Annotated in this window: 19 protein-coding genes; 8 read left to right on the top strand and 11 right to left on the bottom strand. The window is 67.6% G+C overall.

All coding sequences use genetic code 11. From position 1 onward, the window contains the following. Position 1: 1 nt before the first annotated feature. Positions 2-421: a nuclear transport factor 2 family protein gene (locus ACNPNP_RS17745; RefSeq protein ID WP_448967381.1), complete on the bottom strand. Its 420-nt coding sequence runs from the start codon at positions 419-421 to the stop codon at positions 2-4. 82 nt (positions 422-503) lie between these two features. Here ACNPNP_RS17745 and ACNPNP_RS17740 point away from each other — a divergent pair, with 82 nt between their 5' ends. Further along, positions 504-887, top strand: a complete 384-nt coding sequence (locus ACNPNP_RS17740; RefSeq protein ID WP_448967380.1) for a winged helix-turn-helix transcriptional regulator — start codon at positions 504-506, stop codon at positions 885-887. A 20-nt stretch (positions 888-907) separates the two neighbouring features. Here ACNPNP_RS17740 and ACNPNP_RS17735 read toward each other — a convergent pair whose 3' ends face one another. Next, positions 908-1,540, bottom strand: coding sequence for an isochorismatase family protein (locus ACNPNP_RS17735; RefSeq protein WP_448967379.1), 633 nt, complete (start codon positions 1,538-1,540; stop codon positions 908-910). 73 nt (positions 1,541-1,613) lie between these two features. Here ACNPNP_RS17735 and ACNPNP_RS17730 point away from each other — a divergent pair, with 73 nt between their 5' ends. Then, entirely contained in the window at positions 1,614-2,615 is a 1,002-nt protein-coding gene (locus ACNPNP_RS17730) for a GlxA family transcriptional regulator (protein ID WP_448967378.1), read from the top strand. A gap of 104 nt (positions 2,616-2,719) precedes the next feature. Continuing rightward, on the top strand, positions 2,720-3,097 hold the full coding sequence (locus tag ACNPNP_RS17725; protein ID WP_448967377.1) for a YciI family protein: 378 nt from the start codon (positions 2,720-2,722) through the stop codon (positions 3,095-3,097). Positions 3,098-3,099: 2 nt separating this feature from the next. On the opposite strand, the gene ACNPNP_RS17720 is transcribed toward ACNPNP_RS17725, so the two are convergent. From ACNPNP_RS17720 to ACNPNP_RS17695, 6 genes are all read right to left on the bottom strand, one after another. After that, positions 3,100-3,927: a helix-turn-helix transcriptional regulator gene (locus ACNPNP_RS17720; protein WP_448967376.1), complete on the bottom strand. Its 828-nt coding sequence runs from the start codon at positions 3,925-3,927 to the stop codon at positions 3,100-3,102. Positions 3,928-3,984: 57 nt separating this feature from the next. Beyond that, the gene (locus ACNPNP_RS17715; RefSeq protein WP_448967375.1) at positions 3,985-4,386 is read right to left on the bottom strand and encodes a GlcG/HbpS family heme-binding protein; all 402 of its coding nucleotides are present in this window, start codon (positions 4,384-4,386) and stop codon (positions 3,985-3,987) included. A gap of 50 nt (positions 4,387-4,436) precedes the next feature. After that, on the bottom strand, positions 4,437-5,657 hold the full coding sequence (gene fdhA, locus ACNPNP_RS17710) for a formaldehyde dehydrogenase, glutathione-independent (protein ID WP_448967374.1): 1,221 nt from the start codon (positions 5,655-5,657) through the stop codon (positions 4,437-4,439). 118 nt (positions 5,658-5,775) lie between these two features. Beyond that, a complete protein-coding gene (locus tag ACNPNP_RS17705; protein ID WP_448967373.1) occupies positions 5,776-6,036 on the bottom strand; it encodes a DUF6457 domain-containing protein in 261 nt (86 codons plus the stop codon). Then, entirely contained in the window at positions 6,029-6,676 is a 648-nt protein-coding gene (gene mobA, locus ACNPNP_RS17700; RefSeq protein WP_448967372.1) for a molybdenum cofactor guanylyltransferase, read from the bottom strand. The genes ACNPNP_RS17705 and mobA overlap by 8 nt, the downstream gene beginning before the upstream one ends. Positions 6,677-6,740: 64 nt before the next feature. Further along, on the bottom strand, positions 6,741-8,063 hold the full coding sequence (locus ACNPNP_RS17695) for a peptidoglycan DD-metalloendopeptidase family protein (RefSeq protein ID WP_448967371.1): 1,323 nt from the start codon (positions 8,061-8,063) through the stop codon (positions 6,741-6,743). 148 nt (positions 8,064-8,211) lie between these two features. On the opposite strand from ACNPNP_RS17695, the gene ACNPNP_RS17690 reads away from it, so the two are divergent. Then, positions 8,212-9,504 carry a hypothetical protein gene (locus tag ACNPNP_RS17690; protein WP_448967370.1) on the top strand — a complete coding sequence of 431 codons (1,293 nt, stop codon included), beginning with the start codon at positions 8,212-8,214 and terminating at the stop codon, positions 9,502-9,504. On the opposite strand, the gene ACNPNP_RS17685 is transcribed toward ACNPNP_RS17690, so the two are convergent. Genes ACNPNP_RS17685 through ACNPNP_RS17675 form a run of 3 tightly spaced genes read right to left on the bottom strand, consistent with a single transcriptional unit; the run spans position 9,394 to position 11,110 of the window. Beyond that, positions 9,394-9,888 carry a hypothetical protein gene (locus ACNPNP_RS17685; protein WP_448967369.1) on the bottom strand — a complete coding sequence of 165 codons (495 nt, stop codon included), beginning with the start codon at positions 9,886-9,888 and terminating at the stop codon, positions 9,394-9,396. The two genes, ACNPNP_RS17690 and ACNPNP_RS17685, sit on opposite strands and share 111 nt — an antisense overlap. Continuing rightward, positions 9,885-10,445, bottom strand: coding sequence for a hypothetical protein (locus ACNPNP_RS17680; RefSeq protein ID WP_448967368.1), 561 nt, complete (start codon positions 10,443-10,445; stop codon positions 9,885-9,887). Before ACNPNP_RS17680 ends, ACNPNP_RS17685 begins: the two co-directional genes overlap by 4 nt. Continuing rightward, entirely contained in the window at positions 10,442-11,110 is a 669-nt protein-coding gene (locus tag ACNPNP_RS17675) for a hypothetical protein (protein ID WP_448967367.1), read from the bottom strand. Before ACNPNP_RS17675 ends, ACNPNP_RS17680 begins: the two co-directional genes overlap by 4 nt. A 100-nt stretch (positions 11,111-11,210) precedes the next feature. Between ACNPNP_RS17675 and ACNPNP_RS17670 the strand changes: the two genes are divergently transcribed. From ACNPNP_RS17670 to ACNPNP_RS17655, 4 genes are all read left to right on the top strand, one after another. After that, the gene (locus ACNPNP_RS17670) at positions 11,211-12,953 is read left to right on the top strand and encodes an MFS transporter (RefSeq protein WP_448967399.1); all 1,743 of its coding nucleotides are present in this window, start codon (positions 11,211-11,213) and stop codon (positions 12,951-12,953) included. Between the two features lies 1 nt (position 12,954). Continuing rightward, on the top strand, positions 12,955-13,410 hold the full coding sequence (locus tag ACNPNP_RS17665) for a MarR family winged helix-turn-helix transcriptional regulator (RefSeq protein WP_448967366.1): 456 nt from the start codon (positions 12,955-12,957) through the stop codon (positions 13,408-13,410). A gap of 63 nt (positions 13,411-13,473) precedes the next feature. After that, positions 13,474-13,980, top strand: coding sequence for a MarR family winged helix-turn-helix transcriptional regulator (locus tag ACNPNP_RS17660; RefSeq protein WP_448967365.1), 507 nt, complete (start codon positions 13,474-13,476; stop codon positions 13,978-13,980). Positions 13,981-14,122: 142 nt separating this feature from the next. Next, positions 14,123-14,668, top strand: coding sequence for a carboxymuconolactone decarboxylase family protein (locus tag ACNPNP_RS17655; RefSeq protein WP_448967364.1), 546 nt, complete (start codon positions 14,123-14,125; stop codon positions 14,666-14,668). Positions 14,669-14,682 lie beyond the last annotated feature (14 nt).

The raw sequence follows: 14,682 nt of genomic DNA, 5'->3' as shown, positions 1-14,682 counted from the left end.
CTCAGGACTCTTCGCCGGTCGCGCCCTGGCCCCAGAACGCGTCTTCGGTCGCGGCATCCTCGGAGAACAGGTGCACCTCGACGATCTTCCCGTCGCGGACAGTGAGCAGATCGATGCCGGCCATGTCCATCGCGGCATCCGCCCGGTTCCCTGAGAAGCGGACGGGCACGGCGACCAGCTCGCCGTTGACCATCGCCGGACCGGTGATGGCGAGCGCGAAGGTGCCCTCGCTGGCCTCGGTCATTCCGCCGAGGAGGGCGCCGACGCCGTGCGGGCCCGTGTGCGTGCCGGAGAAGCGGTGCGCGCCCGGCTGATGCCAGACCACGTCCTCGCCGAACTGCGCCATGACGGTGGGGAAATCGCCCCGGCCGAGTGCGTCGAAGTAGGTGGTCGCAACGGTCTTCGGTGTGGGACTGGTCATGGTTTCTCCTTCATCGTGGGTGAGACTTCATGATTACATTTGGTAACCTGTTACCTCAACGTAACTATGGAAAGAGATCCTGATGTCCGATCCGGTGTGGAACGTCATGTTGGCCAGCTGCCCTTCGCGCACCTCTCTGGCGAGGGTCGCGAACAAATGGACCGCCATGATCGTGATCGCGCTGAGCGATGGTCCGGCGCGGTTCGGCGCCATCCGCGAACGGGTGGGCGGCATCAGTGCCAAGGTGCTCGCCGACACTCTTCGGGACCTCGAGCGCGACGGACTGCTGACGCGCACCGCGTACGACGAGATGCCTCCTCGGGTCGAGTACGAACTCACACCGCTCGGCCTCACTCTTCGCGAGCCGCTCACCGCCCGCGGGCGGTGGGCCGAGCACCACATCGAGGAGGTGCTCGTCGCGCGCGACGCCTACGACCTGCGTTCGGTGAGCGCCGACAACGGCTGAGCGGCCCGCAAGAGGGCGCGTCAGGCGTGCGCGGCCGCACCCAGCGCGGCCGATTCGGGCAGATTCCCCCGACGAAGCACGGCGCCCGTCTCGAGGGCTTCGACCCAGGCGTCGGTGGGCGCGACGGCCGCCCAGCTCGAGTTCAGCAGCGTCATCAGCGTCGTGTGCACTGTCTCCGCGCTGGCTGATCCCGCTTCGTTGGCGATGTCGATGGCGCCGGTCGCATCCGAGATGACCTCGACCGTGAGTTCGCGGGTCTCGGCATCGGCAGCCGTGGCGAGCACGCAGTTGTTCGTCATGTATCCGACGAGGGTGATCGTGTCGACCTGATTCTCGACGAGCCACTCATGCAGGCCGGTGCCGGGAAAGACCGAGCTGTACTGCTTGACGATCGTCTTCCACCCGGTCGAATCGCGGTTCTCGAGCGACGCGTGGAGCCGGAAGTCCGGTGTCGTCGGATTGAACACGGGGGCATCGTCTCCCGCGGTGTGCTGCACCATGACCACCGGGATCCCGACGCGCTCCGCGGCGTCGATCGCGTCGGCGATGCGCTGGATCGATTCCTCGCGCGGCGGATGCTGGATGCGAAGGCGTCCGGTGAAGTACTCCTGCTGGGGGTCGATGACGATGAGGGCGCGGCGGGGAGCGGACATGGTTCTCCTGGGGTTGTGAGCGGATCTTGTCATCCAGGTTCGCTCAGCCGACCCTATGGCACAATTGGCACGTATGCATGGTTTCGATGAATTCACGCCAAAGCCGAAGTTGCGGATCGCTGTCTACGCCTTCGACGGTGCGACGATGTTCCACCTGTCGGTCCCGCCGATGGTGTTCGGCGAGGTCACCCGCCAGCACCTGGCGGTGTGGGACACCATCCTGTTCAACGAGCAGGGTACGGACATCACCACCGACGAGGGATATCGGATCGGCGGGATCCATGGCCTCGAGGATGCTCTCGGCGCTGACGTGATCGTCATCGCGTCATGGCACAGCGACCTGAGGGCGCCGAGTGCACAGCTCGCCGAGATGCTGCGGCGTGCGCACGGCGACGGCGCATCCGTCGCGGGGCTCTGTCTCGGTGCGTTCCCTGTCGCGGACAGCGGTCTGCTCGATTCCCGGCCTGCCGTGACCCACTGGCGCTCGCTGGACGAGTTCAGCTCCCGTCACCCGGGAACAGATGTCGATCGCACCGTCCTGTACATCGATCACGGCGATGTGATGACGTCTGCCGGTACCGCGGCGGCCATCGACGCATGCCTGCACCTCGTCCGTGCCCGTCTCGGGTCGGATGCGGCGAATCGGGTGGCGCGCAGCCTGGTCGTCGCTCCCCACCGCAGTGGCGGGCAGGCGCAGTACATCGACCGCCCCGTCCCGGAGGTGAACTCGCTGAGTCCGATATCAGAGGCGCTCGACTGGGCGACGCAGCATCTCGATGAGCGGATCGGCGTAGCCGACCTCGCGCACGCCGCTCGGATGAGCCTTCGCAGCTTCATCCGGGCCTTCAAAGAGAACACCGGCAGCACACCTGCGGCCTGGTTGCGGGAGCGTCGGCTGGACGAGGCGCGACGGCTGCTCGAGCTCACCGATCTCGGCATCGACGCCATCGCGTCGAGATGCGGCTTCGCCAGTCCGGTGACTCTGCGGCAGAACTTCCATGCCGCGTACGCGACGACTCCGTCCGCGTACCGACGCCGCTTCGATGCCCGGCGGAGAGTCGACTCCGCAGCCTGATCGCCATGAGAACTTTTTCGCCCACGATGTCGATCCGGGCCTGACCCGTTCGACGTAGTAGTGAGAGGGCGACATAACGTGGCCCGAAACCGAGAGGATCAATCATGACTCAGTACTTCTTGACCGTGCCGCACGACTCCGCGACCGAACCGACGATGGAGTCGATGCAGGACTTCGACCCGGCGGAGCTCGCCGCGGTCATGGCGGCAGTCGACGAGTTCAACACGGCGCTGAAGGACTCCGGCGCGTTCGTGTTCGCCGGCGGCCTGTACCCGCCATCGACCGCGAAGACCGTCGATGTCTCGTCGGGGCAGACCGCGGTGCTCGATGAGCCGTTCGTGGAGGCGTCCTCGTACGTCGGCGGCTTCTGGGTGATCGAGGCCGCTGACGCAGACGCGGCCGTCGAATGGGCGACCAAGGCGTCGGCCGCACTGCAGTGCCGCATCGAGGTCCGTGCCCTTCAGGAAGAGCCGGAGGCGTAGGCCTAACGTGCCAGTGCCAGCGCCGTCAGCTCGGCCCGCGTGCTGGCCCCGACCTTGCGCAGCAGATTCGACACGTGGAACTTCACGGTGTTGGCGCTGATCCCGAGTTGGCTGGCGATCGCCTGGTTGCGCTCGCCGGCGGTGACGAGGCGCAGCACATCGTGCTCTCGCACGGTCAGCACCGCACCGCTCGCCAGAGGTCGTGTGTCGGAGCGCGGATCGAGGGGAAGCGTCACATCCACAGAGGAACCCCATCCCGGCGTGGCGTCGACGCTCAGCACACCGTCGAGCGACGTGACCCGTTCGGCGATCGGACGCAGCGACTCGTCGTGCACGCTCAGATTGCCGCGCCCGTCGTCCCGGATGCTGACGAGGAGGTTGAGTCCATCGCAGTCCCACTGCACCCGCACGCGGTTCACCTCACCACCGTCGACCAGGCCGAGGATCGTGTTGCGCACGATCGCCCGCGCGGCATGGGCCACCTCGCTGGGCAGCGCCCTTCCGGTGGCCGGCGGCTCGACGAACTGGATCTCCAGCGAGCCGAACCGCTCGAGCGGGCGCAGATCGCTGCGCAGTCGTGCGAATGCTCCGACCACGGGTTCGAGTATCGAGCTGCGCTGCTCGTCGGCTTCGGTTCGCAACCTCACCAGCGCCGACGCCGCGGTGTCGATCGCTGACGACCGGGCAGAGCGATCATCGAGCCGCGGCGATCTCAGGATCGCGAGCAGAGACTCGAGCTCCAGCGCGTGGCGATCGGCCTGATCCGCGACCGTCCGATCCAGATCGACCAGGAGCCTGCGTGTTCCGGGGGAAGCATCTTCGCCGTCCATGACGCCAACCTACCCGAGAGCTCCCCACCCGTCCGGGCGGGGAGCTCTCGGAAATGTCTAGAACCCTGCCACTCCTGCTTCGGCGACCGAGTGGTCCTGCTCGCCGGAGCCGCCGCTGACACCCACGGCGCCCACGACCACGCCGTCGCGCACGAGCGGAATGCCGCCGGCGAAGATCGCGACCTTGCCGCCGTTCGTGTTCTGGATGCCGAAGAACTGCTGCGTCGGCTGCGAGTTGTCGCCGAGGTCCTTCGTCGAGATGTCGAAGGCCTTCGACGTCCATGCCTTGTTGATCGAGATGTTGACGCTGCCGATCCAGGCGCCGTCCTGCCGCACATGCGCGACGAGATTGCCACCGGAATCGACGACCGCGATGTTCATGGGCTGTCCGATCTCGGTGGCCTTCTGCTCTGCGGCGGCGATGACGCGGCGCGCATCCTCGAGGTTCACGGTGGTCATGATCTACTCCTTCTGTTTCTGCCCGGCCCCTGCCGGGACTTGGTCAGATCTCAGGAAACGATGTATCCGTTGGGGTTCAGGACGTACTTCGTGGCGGCGCCGGCATCGAACTCGGCGTAGCCCTGCGGCGCCTCGTCCAGCGTGATCGGCTTCGCGTTGACGGCCTTGGCGATGTGCGCCCTGTCATGCAGGATCGCCATCATGAGCTGCCGGTTGTAACGCATGACGGGGCATTGCCCTGTGGTGAACGACAGCGACTTGGCCCAGCCGGTGCCGAGGCTGATCGAGAGCGAGCCGACCTTGGCCGCCTCGTCGACGGCGCCGGGATCTCCCGTGACGTAGAGGCCGGGGATGCCGATGCCTCCGCCAGCGGCCGTCACATCCATGAGCGAGTTGAGAACTGTGGCCGGGGCCTCTTTCGCCTTGGCGCCGTGGCCCTCGCTGCGCGCCTCGAATCCGACCGCGTCCACTGCCGCATCCACCTCCGGCGCACCCAGGAGCTGGTCGAGCTGGTCGGGCACCGCACCCTCGCCGACGTTGATGGTCTCGCAGCCGAAACTGCGCGCCTGCGCCAGGCGGTCCTCGTTCATGTCGCCCACGATCACGACGGCGGCACCCAGCAGCTGTGCGCCGACGGCCGCCGCGAGACCCACCGGGCCGGCGCCGGCGATGTAGACGGTCGAACCCACGCCCACTCCGGCGGTGACGGCGCCGTGGAAACCGGTGGGGAAGATGTCGGAGAGCATCGTCAGATCGAGGATCTTCTCCAGCGCCTGGTCGCGGTCAGGGAACTTCAGCAGGTTCCAGTCCGCGTACGGCACCAGCACGTACTCGGCCTGGCCGCCGACCCAGCCGCCCATGTCCACGTAGCCGTAGGCGCTGCCCGGCCGATCGGGGTTCACGTTCAGGCAGATGCCCGTCTTGCCCTCCTTGCAGTTGCGGCAGCGTCCGCACGAGATGTTGAACGGCACGGAGACGATGTCGCCGACCTTGATGAACTCGACATCCGGACCGGCCTCGACGACCTCGCCGGTGATCTCGTGGCCGAGCACGAGCCCCGCAGGGGCGGTCGTGCGCCCGCGCACCATGTGCTGATCCGACCCGCAGATGTTGGTCGCGACGGTGCGGAGGATGACGCCGTGCGGGATCTTGCGGCCGACGTTCGCCGGATTCACTCCCGGACCGTCGTGAAGCTCGAAGTCGGGGTACTCGGTGTCGATCACCTTCACGACGCCGGGGCCCTCGTAGGCGACCGCTCTGTTTCCAGACATCTTCGTCCTTCCTCTCGGGCGGAGGATCTCCGCACGTCCAGACTGTCCCAGCCGCGCGGAGGGCGATACCTACTCTCGAACCGTTTGCCCCTACCCGTTCAGGCAGGTCCAGGCCCGTTCAGGCAGGTCGCGGCGGAGCCGCCTTCCATTCGGCGATCGTCGCGCGGGCGCGGGCCGCGGCATCCTCGACCGTCATGCCCTGTGCGACGGCGAGGCCCACGAGGTACGTCGTCAGCGGACCCGCCGGCCGCACGACGCCGTGCGCGGCGTCACGGGTGAGGTCGAGCAGCAGGCCGATCGGATGCTGGTCGTCAGCGAGTCCCAGCGACTCGGCGAGCGTGCGCACCCAGGCGTCCAGGTCTTCGGGAGAATCAGGCATGATCGTCCTTTCGCGTGCTTCGATAGTCCTCGATGGCCGACCAGGTATCAAGGTCGACGGCGGCTCCACCATCGTCGACGGGGTGCATCCGGAGCCCCTCGAACAGCTTGCGCATCGACATTCCGCTGGTTTCCGGATGCTGCGCCACGACGGCCCTCAACGCGGAGAGGCGGTAGCGGCCGGCGAGCCATTGCACCCGTCCCTCGGCATCCATGGCGACGACGGCGTCCGCGTTGTCGGGGATCGGCACGGCCGCCAGCAGCGCGACGAGTTCGGGCGCGCGGGGGAGATCGCAGGCGAGCAGCCACGTCTCGACGGCATCCGTATCGGCGAGGGGGAGGAGTCCGGCCGCGAATGCCGCTGCCGGACCGCCGAAGGGAGGGGACTCCCGCACGACGCGGATGCCGGGCCGAGCGATCCCCTCCGGGCCCACGGCGATGATCGGCGTGCACCCGCGTATCGCGGCGTACACGTGGTCGATCAGCTCGATGCCGTCGATCTCCACCGTCGCCTTCTCGACCCCGCCGAGACGAGCGGATCGGCCGCCGGCGAGCACGAGCGCCGCCGTGGCAGGCGTCTTCGTGACAGGGATGGCGGCGCCCGTCATGATGCGCGCGCCGTGCTCGTCGATCGTGATCATCGGGACCAACGCTAGTGGTGCGTGAGGGAAGGCGAGCATCGACGCCGTCTTCCGCTACGTGGCGTCACTCGATCTGCAGATACCCGCCCCAGCCGGAGCCGATGAGGATCCGGGCCTTGAACCGGCCAGTGCCGTCGCCCGGATACAGATAGAGCTCGCCCGTAGCGGTGCGCGCGATCAGGTCGGCCTTCCGATCGCCGTTGTAATCGACGCCGCCGGTGAGCGCTGTCATCGTGCCCCAACCGCTGCCGACCGCGACTCTGGTTCCGAACCGGCCGCCGAGACCGGGATAGAAGTAGAGGGTGCCGTCGCTCGCGACGGCCATGATGTCGCCGAGTCGATCGCCGTTGAACTCGCCGCCGACGATGTAGCGGATCGAGTTCCAGCCGCTGCCGATCACCGAGTGCGGCCCGGGCAGCGCGCCGGTGCCGTTGCCGCGGTAGAGCGTGAGCACGCCCGACGCTGAAGCACCCAGCACGTCCTGGTGGCCGTCTCCGGAGAAATCCGCCCCGGACGTCACGTGCAGCATCCCGTACCACCCGGCACCGGGAGTGCTGAATGCCCCGAATCCGCCGCTGGTGTTGCCCGCATAGAACTCGAGCGCTCCGTCGCTGCGGGCGACGAGCATGTCGGACCGGCCGTCGCCGTTGAGATCCGCGTGGGTCAGGTGCCTGTGGGCGCCCCCCGCGCTGGTGATGGTCGAGCCCTTGAGGAACCCGCCGCTGCCGTTGCCCGCGAGGAAATGCAGGTCGCTGTCGGCGGCGACCCCGAGGAGATCCGCCTTGCCGTCGCCGTTGTAGTCGCCGGAGAGCACCGGCGCCGGTGCAGCCGTGCTCAGCCCGGGGAAGACCAGCGGGATCCTTCCACCCCGCGTGACGGTGGACAGGCAGACGAAGCCCTGGTTGATCGCCGTGAACACGGAACCGTTCCGCCACACCTCGAAGTGCAGGTGCGCGCCGGTCGAGTTGCCGGTGCTGCCGACGATGCCGATCTGCTGACCTCGAACGACCTGCGCACCCGGGGCGACAGAACCCTGCGAGACCATGTGCGCGTAGCGGGTCACGTATCCGGCCGTGTGGTGGATGTCGACGTAGTAGCCGTAGCCGTTGCTCCAGGCACGTGTCTTGATGACTCCGTCGTACGCGGCGAGGATGGGGGTGCCGCCCTGGCCGGAGATGTCGATGCCGTCATGGTTGCGGTAGTCGCCCCGGCAGCCGTCGCCGATCTTGGACTGGACGGTGCCGGATGCCGGGTAGATCATCTGGCCGTCCGTCGCCGCCGACGCAGGGGCAGCGGGTGCGAGCGAGGGCGCGATCGTCCCGACGAGCACGGCCACCGCAGCCAGCATCGCGAGGGGCGCGATGCGCCACCGTGACGTTCGCTTCATCTTGAGTTTCTCTCCAGCTCACCAGGGCCCCAGGACGCAGTGTCCACCGCCGTCACAGTATCAGCGCGGGCGCGCCAGGCAGCGCTGCGAAGCCGCTCTCGCGAGTCGGCCTGCACGAAGGACTGCTCGCGACCGATACCGTGAGTTCATGCCTCAGCCCCTCCGCACGTTCGGGCGCACCCTCGCGCGGCATTGGCCCGCGCTGATCGCGTGGTACCTCGGGGGAGAGGCGGTGCACCAGCTGCTCGTCCAGCTGGCCGGATTCGTGGGCGGCTACACGACGCTCGGCGGCCTGCTGCTGCTGCCGCTCGCCGTCTCGGCAAAGCTCGTGGCGTATGTCGCGATGTACCTCACCGTCCGTCGGTCGCTGGCGCATGTGCCCAGGCCGGAGGTCGACGGACACCGCGAGTTCGCCGTGGCCATCCTCGTGTCGATCCTGCCGTTCTTCGCCTTCTACTCGGCGTGGGGGATGCTGAACACCGATCTGATCGAGTTCTTCAACATCGCCAGTTCCATCGCCCTCTTCGACGCCAACTTCGACTCCGAGCGACTCGCGGATCGTGGCGGCCTCGTCGCTGTGGGGGCCCTCCCGATCGCCGTGCTGGTGATCGCCCTCGCAACTCGGCTGCTGCTCGCGAAATACAGTCACCGCCTGCCCTCTTGGACCCTCGCGCTCGCCGCGTACGCCGAGGTCCTCTGGACGTTCATGCTCTTCACGCTCGTCGCCCAGTGGTGGGCGGATACCAAGGGGTGGCTGGAGGGAACGGTCGGAATGGGCTGGCTGCAGAGCATCGGCGACTGGTTCGCGGTGAACATCGCCCCGATCGCCGCGGTCTGGGAGGCGCTGGTGTGGGTCTCCGGACTGCTCGCCGCCGTGCTGCTCGTTCCTGCCGCATGGCTGGCTGTGGCCGGAGTCATCTACGGAACGACCTTCGACGCCGCGCCGAAGCCGGTGGAACGAGGACTCGCCGCCTTGCGCGGCACGGCCGCGACCCTGTCGCGCACGTTGCTTCAGCGCTTCGAGAGCCTGTGGGCGGCCATCGCCGTCGTCTGGAGGGGCGGTCCGGTGATCTTCGGCGCCTTCGTGCTGGCCTACGCGCTCTGGGCGCTGGCGGAGCGACTGGGCACGCGCGGCCTGCTGCAGCTCATCGGCGGGCACGAGAACTGGTTCTGGTCGGCGTTCCTCCCTCTCCTGACGATCGCGGTCGCCGCGGTCGCCGAGTCGTTGCGCGTCGCGATCGTGGCCACCGCGTACGACACTGTCATCGCGCGCCCCGAGGCGCGGCTGGATTCGCGCGAGGCGTCAGCACCGCTGCTCGGTGAGCACCCTTCACTCCTCGATGGTGAAGCGCGCCACTTCGGAGGTCTCGCCGGGGACGTCGAAGTGGAAGGGGCCGACGGCATCCTCGGGGACGAGGAACACCGCAAGGATGTCGTATGAGAACGGCTCCTCCCGGCACGAGGACTCGCCGGCGTCGAACGGCACGTCGAGCTCGGATCGGGCATCCAGCCACACCCGTCCGCCCTCCGCTTCGGTGAGGGTGAAGGCCTGGCACCACGTCGCATCGTCGCCGCCGCCGGCATCCATGCGCACGCTCATCGTGCGCATCCCGGCCGGGGCTTCGAACTCGTCCCAGCGTGACGACTGCAGCGACATCGTCTGACCGGCGATCTCGACGCTCTCGCCGTCAGCGACCTGCGTCATCGTCTTCGCCTGGGTCTGCATCGCCGGCAGGACATCCAGCCAGGCATGCACTCCGACGGTCGCGACGGCGGCGACGACGAGTGCCGCCAGCGCCACCCGCTGTCTGCGCCACCAGCTCATGAGGCGCCCAAGGTCGGATCCTCGAGATCGATGTTCTCGGCGGTGGGCAGGCCGTCCAGCGGCACCTGCAGCACGTTGACATCTCCCAGCACTGGTGTGGCGTACGACGTGGTCAGGCGCAACTCGCCCACGCCCTCGCGCGCATCCGGCGGGAGCTCGAAGGCGAGCGTCCCCACCGTGTCGATACCGATGCGGAGATCGGCCTCCGTGATCGAGTTCCCCGGGCGTTCGCTCGACTGGAAGACGCGATCACCGATCCGGAGGGTCGCGAGCTGGATGCGGGCGTCGACCTCGGTCTGCGGTGCGGACGCGGCGACGGTGACCACGAGCCAATTGCCGTCGGCGTGCCACTCGGCCGCATCCACGCTCACACGTTCGGCGAACGTGGCCTCGAGCGCCGTGACGACCAGCGTGTTGGATCTCGCCGTCTGGGGGTCACCGGTTCCGTGAACCAGGAACGGCGCCCGGTACACCTCGTCGCCGGGTGTGACGGCCGTGACGATCCCGGCGGTCAACGCGAGCGCGCCGCCCACGAGCCATGGGAGCAGTCGTCTCATTCGCGCTCCTCCGTGTCCACGGTGATCCTGGCGGCGAGGTCGCCGCGCTGCCAGCTGATCTGGTCGGCGGACAGGAGGATCCGGCCGCGCGTCTCGACGGCGTCGTAGACATCGAGGCTGATCAGCCCGTCGGCGAAGGCGTCCTCCTGGGCGGTCCACGCGATGGTCACCTCGCTGGGAACGTCGGGTTGCAGGATCACGGATCCGGCGGATCCGTCGTTCCGCCACACGCCGTTGCTGTCTGCCGAAGGGGCTGCGGACAGGCTGAGGAGCGATTCGTCCACGTGGATGAGTCGCGAGGCGATCTGGTCGGCGCTGCGGCCCACTCCGATGGGACGATCGGTCAGATTCTCCATTCGCATGCTCACGAGCACCAGCGTCTCGCCGCTGTCCGCGCTCAGCGACTGATCCTCGACCTCGTCGGTCAACTGCGCGTCGAGCACGGTGATCGAATACAACGGCATGCGCACCTCTTCGCCCGCCCCGAGCGGAGTCGGCGCGACCTCGTCCGTCTCCAGGCCGCCCGATGCGATGACCACCACGAGAAGGACGGTGAGCGCGGCTGCCGCGACCCACGCCGGGATCGCGCGCCGACTGATCGCGGCGCGTGAGGCATGTGCGATGGCACTTCGCATTCCGCCGGCCACGTCCGCCACCCTGATCACGGAGTCAGCCTATCCAGTGCTGCGCGACTCCCCGGCGCGACCTTAGTTGACATCGCACTACAGTTGACTTGGAGCAACTAAGGGTCTATCGTTGACCCAGATCAACTTTCTGACGCAGGAGCACCACACTTTGACTTCCCACACCCCACCCTCCTCGGAGACCGCGCGCGCGGCGCGCGAGGTCTTCACCGCGATCTCCGGCCTCATCGTCGGCATGTTCGTGGCCGTGCTCTCCGGCACGATCGTGTCGACGTCGCTGCCGGTCATCATCGCCGACCTCGGCGGCACCCAGTCCCAGTACACCTGGGTCATCACCGCGAGCCTGCTGGCGACCGCGGTCTCCACCCCGATCTGGGGCAAGCTCGCCGACCTCATGGACCGCAAGATCCTCGTCCAGGTCTCGCTCATCCTCTTCACCGCAGGCACCGTGATCGCCGGCTTCTCGACCGACACGAACATGCTCATCGCCGTGCGCGTCATCCAGGGCATCGGCGTCGGCGGTCTGATGTCGCTCGTGATGATCGCCGTCGCGCTCATCATCTCGCCGCGCGAGCGCGGCAAGTACATGGGCGTCGTGGGCGGCATCATGGCGCTCGGCACGATCGGCGGACCGCTCCTGGGCGGGCTCATCACCGACACCCTGGGATGGCGCGCGAACTTCTTCGTCGGCGTCCCTTTCGCGATTGTCGCCCTCATCCTGCTGCAGTTCACCCTGCACCTGCCCAAGCCGCAGCGCGGCACCAAGGTGTCGATCGACTACTTCGGCATCGTCCTGCTCGCCGTCGGCGTCTCGCCGCTTCTCATTTGGGTGTCGATGGGCGGCAGCCAGTTCGAGTGGGATTCGTCGACGAGCGTGATGCTCGCCGTCATCTCCGGCGTCACCATCCTCGGATTCATCGCGGTCGAGTTCTTCGTGAAGGAACCCATCGTCCCGATGTCGCTGTTCCGCAATCGCACATTCACGCTGTCGGTCATCGCCTCGATCGCCATCGGCGTGTCGATGTTCGCCACGTCCGTGTTCCTCGCGCAGTACTTCCAGCTCGCGCGGGGAGCGACGCCGACCGAGTCGGGCCTCATGACGATCCCGATGATCATCGGTCAGATGGGCGCGTCGATCATCATCGGTCAGCTGGTCAGCCGTTTCGGCAAGTGGAAGGGCTGGATGATCACGGGAGCCGTGCTCGCGACCATCGGTGTCACGCTGATGGCCACCCTCCGCTATGACACGCCGTTCGTGCTCGTCGCGACGTACATGTTCGTGCTCGGCGCCGGCCTCGGCATGGTCATGCAGAACCTCACCCTGATCGTGCAGAACGACACCCCTCCCACGCAGCTGGGCGCCGCGTCGTCGAACGTCAACTTCTTCCGCACGATCGCCGGGACCATCGGCGTCACCATCATGGGCTCGGTGCTGTCGACGAGTGTCGGCACGTACATCGCCAGCGGGCTGAAGGGCTTCACGCCCACGACCCCCGACGAGGTGGATGCTCTGAAGCATCTCGCGTCGGGCGATGTGCCGAACATGTCGGAGATGCCGGACGCGATCCGCACCATCGTCGAGTCCGCGTACGGCCACGGCATCGCAGAGGCGTTCATCCTCGCGATCCCGCTCGCCGTGCTGTCGATCATCGCGATCGCGTTCATCAGGAACAAGCCGCTGTCGACGAAGAACGCCGCCGAGCAGCTCCGCGATCAGGCCGAGGAGTCGGCGATCGAGGTCGCGGAGGCCGAGGTGGGGGCGAACACGTCGACGGGGACCATTCGTATCGGTGCGGGGGAGCCCTCAGCGACGACCGGATCGGTGACCGTGCTCGAGCGCGAAGATCGCGAGAGCGGGCGCTGACATGGCCGCGGTCGACACTGCGGTGCCGAGCGACGTCGACGAGGCGCTCGCAGAGTTCCAGGGGCAGCTGAACCTGATCTTCGCGCGTGCCAGATCGCTCTGGAAGGAGTCGGCCGCGAGGATGCATCCCGAATTGCAGCCCTCCGGCTACAAGCTTCTGGGCTTCATCGCTCGTGCGGGCAGCGCGAACGCGCATCAGCTCGCCGAGAGCTTCGAGATGGACAAGTCGGTCGTCAGCCGACAGGTGCGGATGCTGGAGGAGCTGGGTCTGCTCGAATCGCGCCCCGATGACAATGACGGGCGGCTGCGGGTGCTCACGGCGACCCCGACCGCGTGCGACATGCTCGTCGAACTCCGCGCCGATCATGCGAACCGGATGCGCGAGGCGCTCGCCGTCCTCACGCCGCAGGAGATCCAGTCCGCGTCGAAGGTCTTCCGCCTGCTCGCGGAGATCTGACGTGCGATCAGCTGCGTCCGGTCGCCGCCAGGTGCGGCGGGTACTCACCGTAAACTGGCGAGCATGAGTGCGTCGTCCCCCGAGCCCGTGGCATCCGGCGCCGCAGCATCCGATCCCGAGGCGCCCGAGGGGGCGCTCGAGGGCAGCGAGCTCGACCAGGCCGTGGGCAGGGTCGAGCACGAACTCGGACGCCTCTTCGCGCGCATCCGGGTGAGCTGGCGGGAGGCGGCCGTCACCGTGCACCCCGACCTGCAGCCGCTCGGCTACCAGGTGCTGACCTCGATCGCGAGCGGCAAGGCGACATCCGCGGGTGCGATCATCGAGCGGCTGCAGACCGATAAATCGGCCGTGAGCCGCCAGGTGCGTCAGCTGGAGGAGCTCGGCCTGGTCGAGAGCGTCCCCGATCCTGAGGATCGGCGTGCGCGTCGTCTCGTCGCGACCGATCTCGCGCAGGAGCGCATCGCGATCGCGCGCGCTCGATATGAGGGGCGCATCGGTGAGCGCCTGCGCACCTGGTCGCCCGCCGACCTCGACCACTTCGTGGAGCTGCTCGGCGCGCTCGGGCGGTGATCCGAGAGGAGCGCCGTCACCGGCTCCGCTTTTGGACGATTTGTATGGAATTCAAGACGATACGATACGCGTAAGCCTGGAGGGATCGGAAGACTGGGATCAAGCCCGAACGCGGGTCTCATCTTCCACCTCAAGGAGCGTCATGCCCAACGTCCCCCTCGTCGACCGCGACACCGCCACCGGATCCGTCAAGGAGAACCTCGACCAGATCACGGCTGCATTCGGTACCGTCCCCGCCATGTTCAAGGCCGTGGCGAACTCGCCCGCCGCCCTCGCGAGCATGTGGGGCTCCTTCGGAGCCTTCGGCGGCGGCACCCTTGGTGCAGCACTCGGCGAGCAGATCGCCGTGGCCGTCGCGAACCGCAACTCCTGCGAGTACTGCCTCGCAGCCCACACCGCCCTGGGGAAGAAGGCTGGCCTCTCCCGCGACACTCTCGCCGCCGCGCAGGACGGTCGGTCCGATGACCCGAAGACGGCAGCTCTGCTGGGCTTCGCCCTCAAGCTCGTGAACGACCGCGGCCAGCTGTCCGGAGCCGACGTCCAGGCCGTGCGCGATCAGGGGTGGAGCGATGACCAGATCGTCGAGACCATCGGGCAGGTCGCACTCAACCTGTTCACGAACTACGTGAACATCGCGCTCGACGTCCCGATCGACTTCCCGAACGTCCCGTTGCGCCCTGCGAACTGACAGCCCGGGGGGGG

The organism is Microbacterium xerophyticum (genome assembly GCF_053543555.1).
Note: the sequence above shows the minus strand (reverse complement) of the source record. Positions and strands in the feature narration are given on the sequence as shown.

Excerpts from the sequence above, each read along its gene's own strand:
- ACNPNP_RS17715 (WP_448967375.1), bottom strand. The coding sequence starts at position 4,386 with ATGACCACCGTGAACCTCGAGGATGCGCGCCGCGTCATCGCCGCCGCA.
- ACNPNP_RS17655 (WP_448967364.1), top strand. The coding sequence starts at position 14,123 with ATGCCCAACGTCCCCCTCGTCGACCGCGACACCGCCACCGGATCCGTC.
- ACNPNP_RS17660 (WP_448967365.1), top strand. The coding sequence starts at position 13,474 with ATGAGTGCGTCGTCCCCCGAGCCCGTGGCATCCGGCGCCGCAGCATCC.
- ACNPNP_RS17690 (WP_448967370.1), top strand. The coding sequence starts at position 8,212 with ATGCCTCAGCCCCTCCGCACGTTCGGGCGCACCCTCGCGCGGCATTGG.
- ACNPNP_RS17735 (WP_448967379.1), bottom strand. The coding sequence starts at position 1,540 with ATGTCCGCTCCCCGCCGCGCCCTCATCGTCATCGACCCCCAGCAGGAG.
- ACNPNP_RS17720 (WP_448967376.1), bottom strand. The coding sequence starts at position 3,927 with ATGGACGGCGAAGATGCTTCCCCCGGAACACGCAGGCTCCTGGTCGAT.
- ACNPNP_RS17745 (WP_448967381.1), bottom strand. The coding sequence starts at position 421 with ATGACCAGTCCCACACCGAAGACCGTTGCGACCACCTACTTCGACGCA.
- ACNPNP_RS17680 (WP_448967368.1), bottom strand. The coding sequence starts at position 10,445 with ATGAGACGACTGCTCCCATGGCTCGTGGGCGGCGCGCTCGCGTTGACC.
- ACNPNP_RS17665 (WP_448967366.1), top strand. The coding sequence starts at position 12,955 with ATGGCCGCGGTCGACACTGCGGTGCCGAGCGACGTCGACGAGGCGCTC.
- ACNPNP_RS17685 (WP_448967369.1), bottom strand. The coding sequence starts at position 9,888 with ATGAGCTGGTGGCGCAGACAGCGGGTGGCGCTGGCGGCACTCGTCGTC.
- ACNPNP_RS17730 (WP_448967378.1), top strand. The coding sequence starts at position 1,614 with ATGCATGGTTTCGATGAATTCACGCCAAAGCCGAAGTTGCGGATCGCT.
- ACNPNP_RS17695 (WP_448967371.1), bottom strand. The coding sequence starts at position 8,063 with ATGAAGCGAACGTCACGGTGGCGCATCGCGCCCCTCGCGATGCTGGCT.
- ACNPNP_RS17740 (WP_448967380.1), top strand. The coding sequence starts at position 504 with ATGTCCGATCCGGTGTGGAACGTCATGTTGGCCAGCTGCCCTTCGCGC.
- fdhA (WP_448967374.1), bottom strand. The coding sequence starts at position 5,657 with ATGTCTGGAAACAGAGCGGTCGCCTACGAGGGCCCCGGCGTCGTGAAG.
- ACNPNP_RS17725 (WP_448967377.1), top strand. The coding sequence starts at position 2,720 with ATGACTCAGTACTTCTTGACCGTGCCGCACGACTCCGCGACCGAACCG.
- mobA (WP_448967372.1), bottom strand. The coding sequence starts at position 6,676 with ATGATCACGATCGACGAGCACGGCGCGCGCATCATGACGGGCGCCGCC.
- ACNPNP_RS17705 (WP_448967373.1), bottom strand. The coding sequence starts at position 6,036 with ATGCCTGATTCTCCCGAAGACCTGGACGCCTGGGTGCGCACGCTCGCC.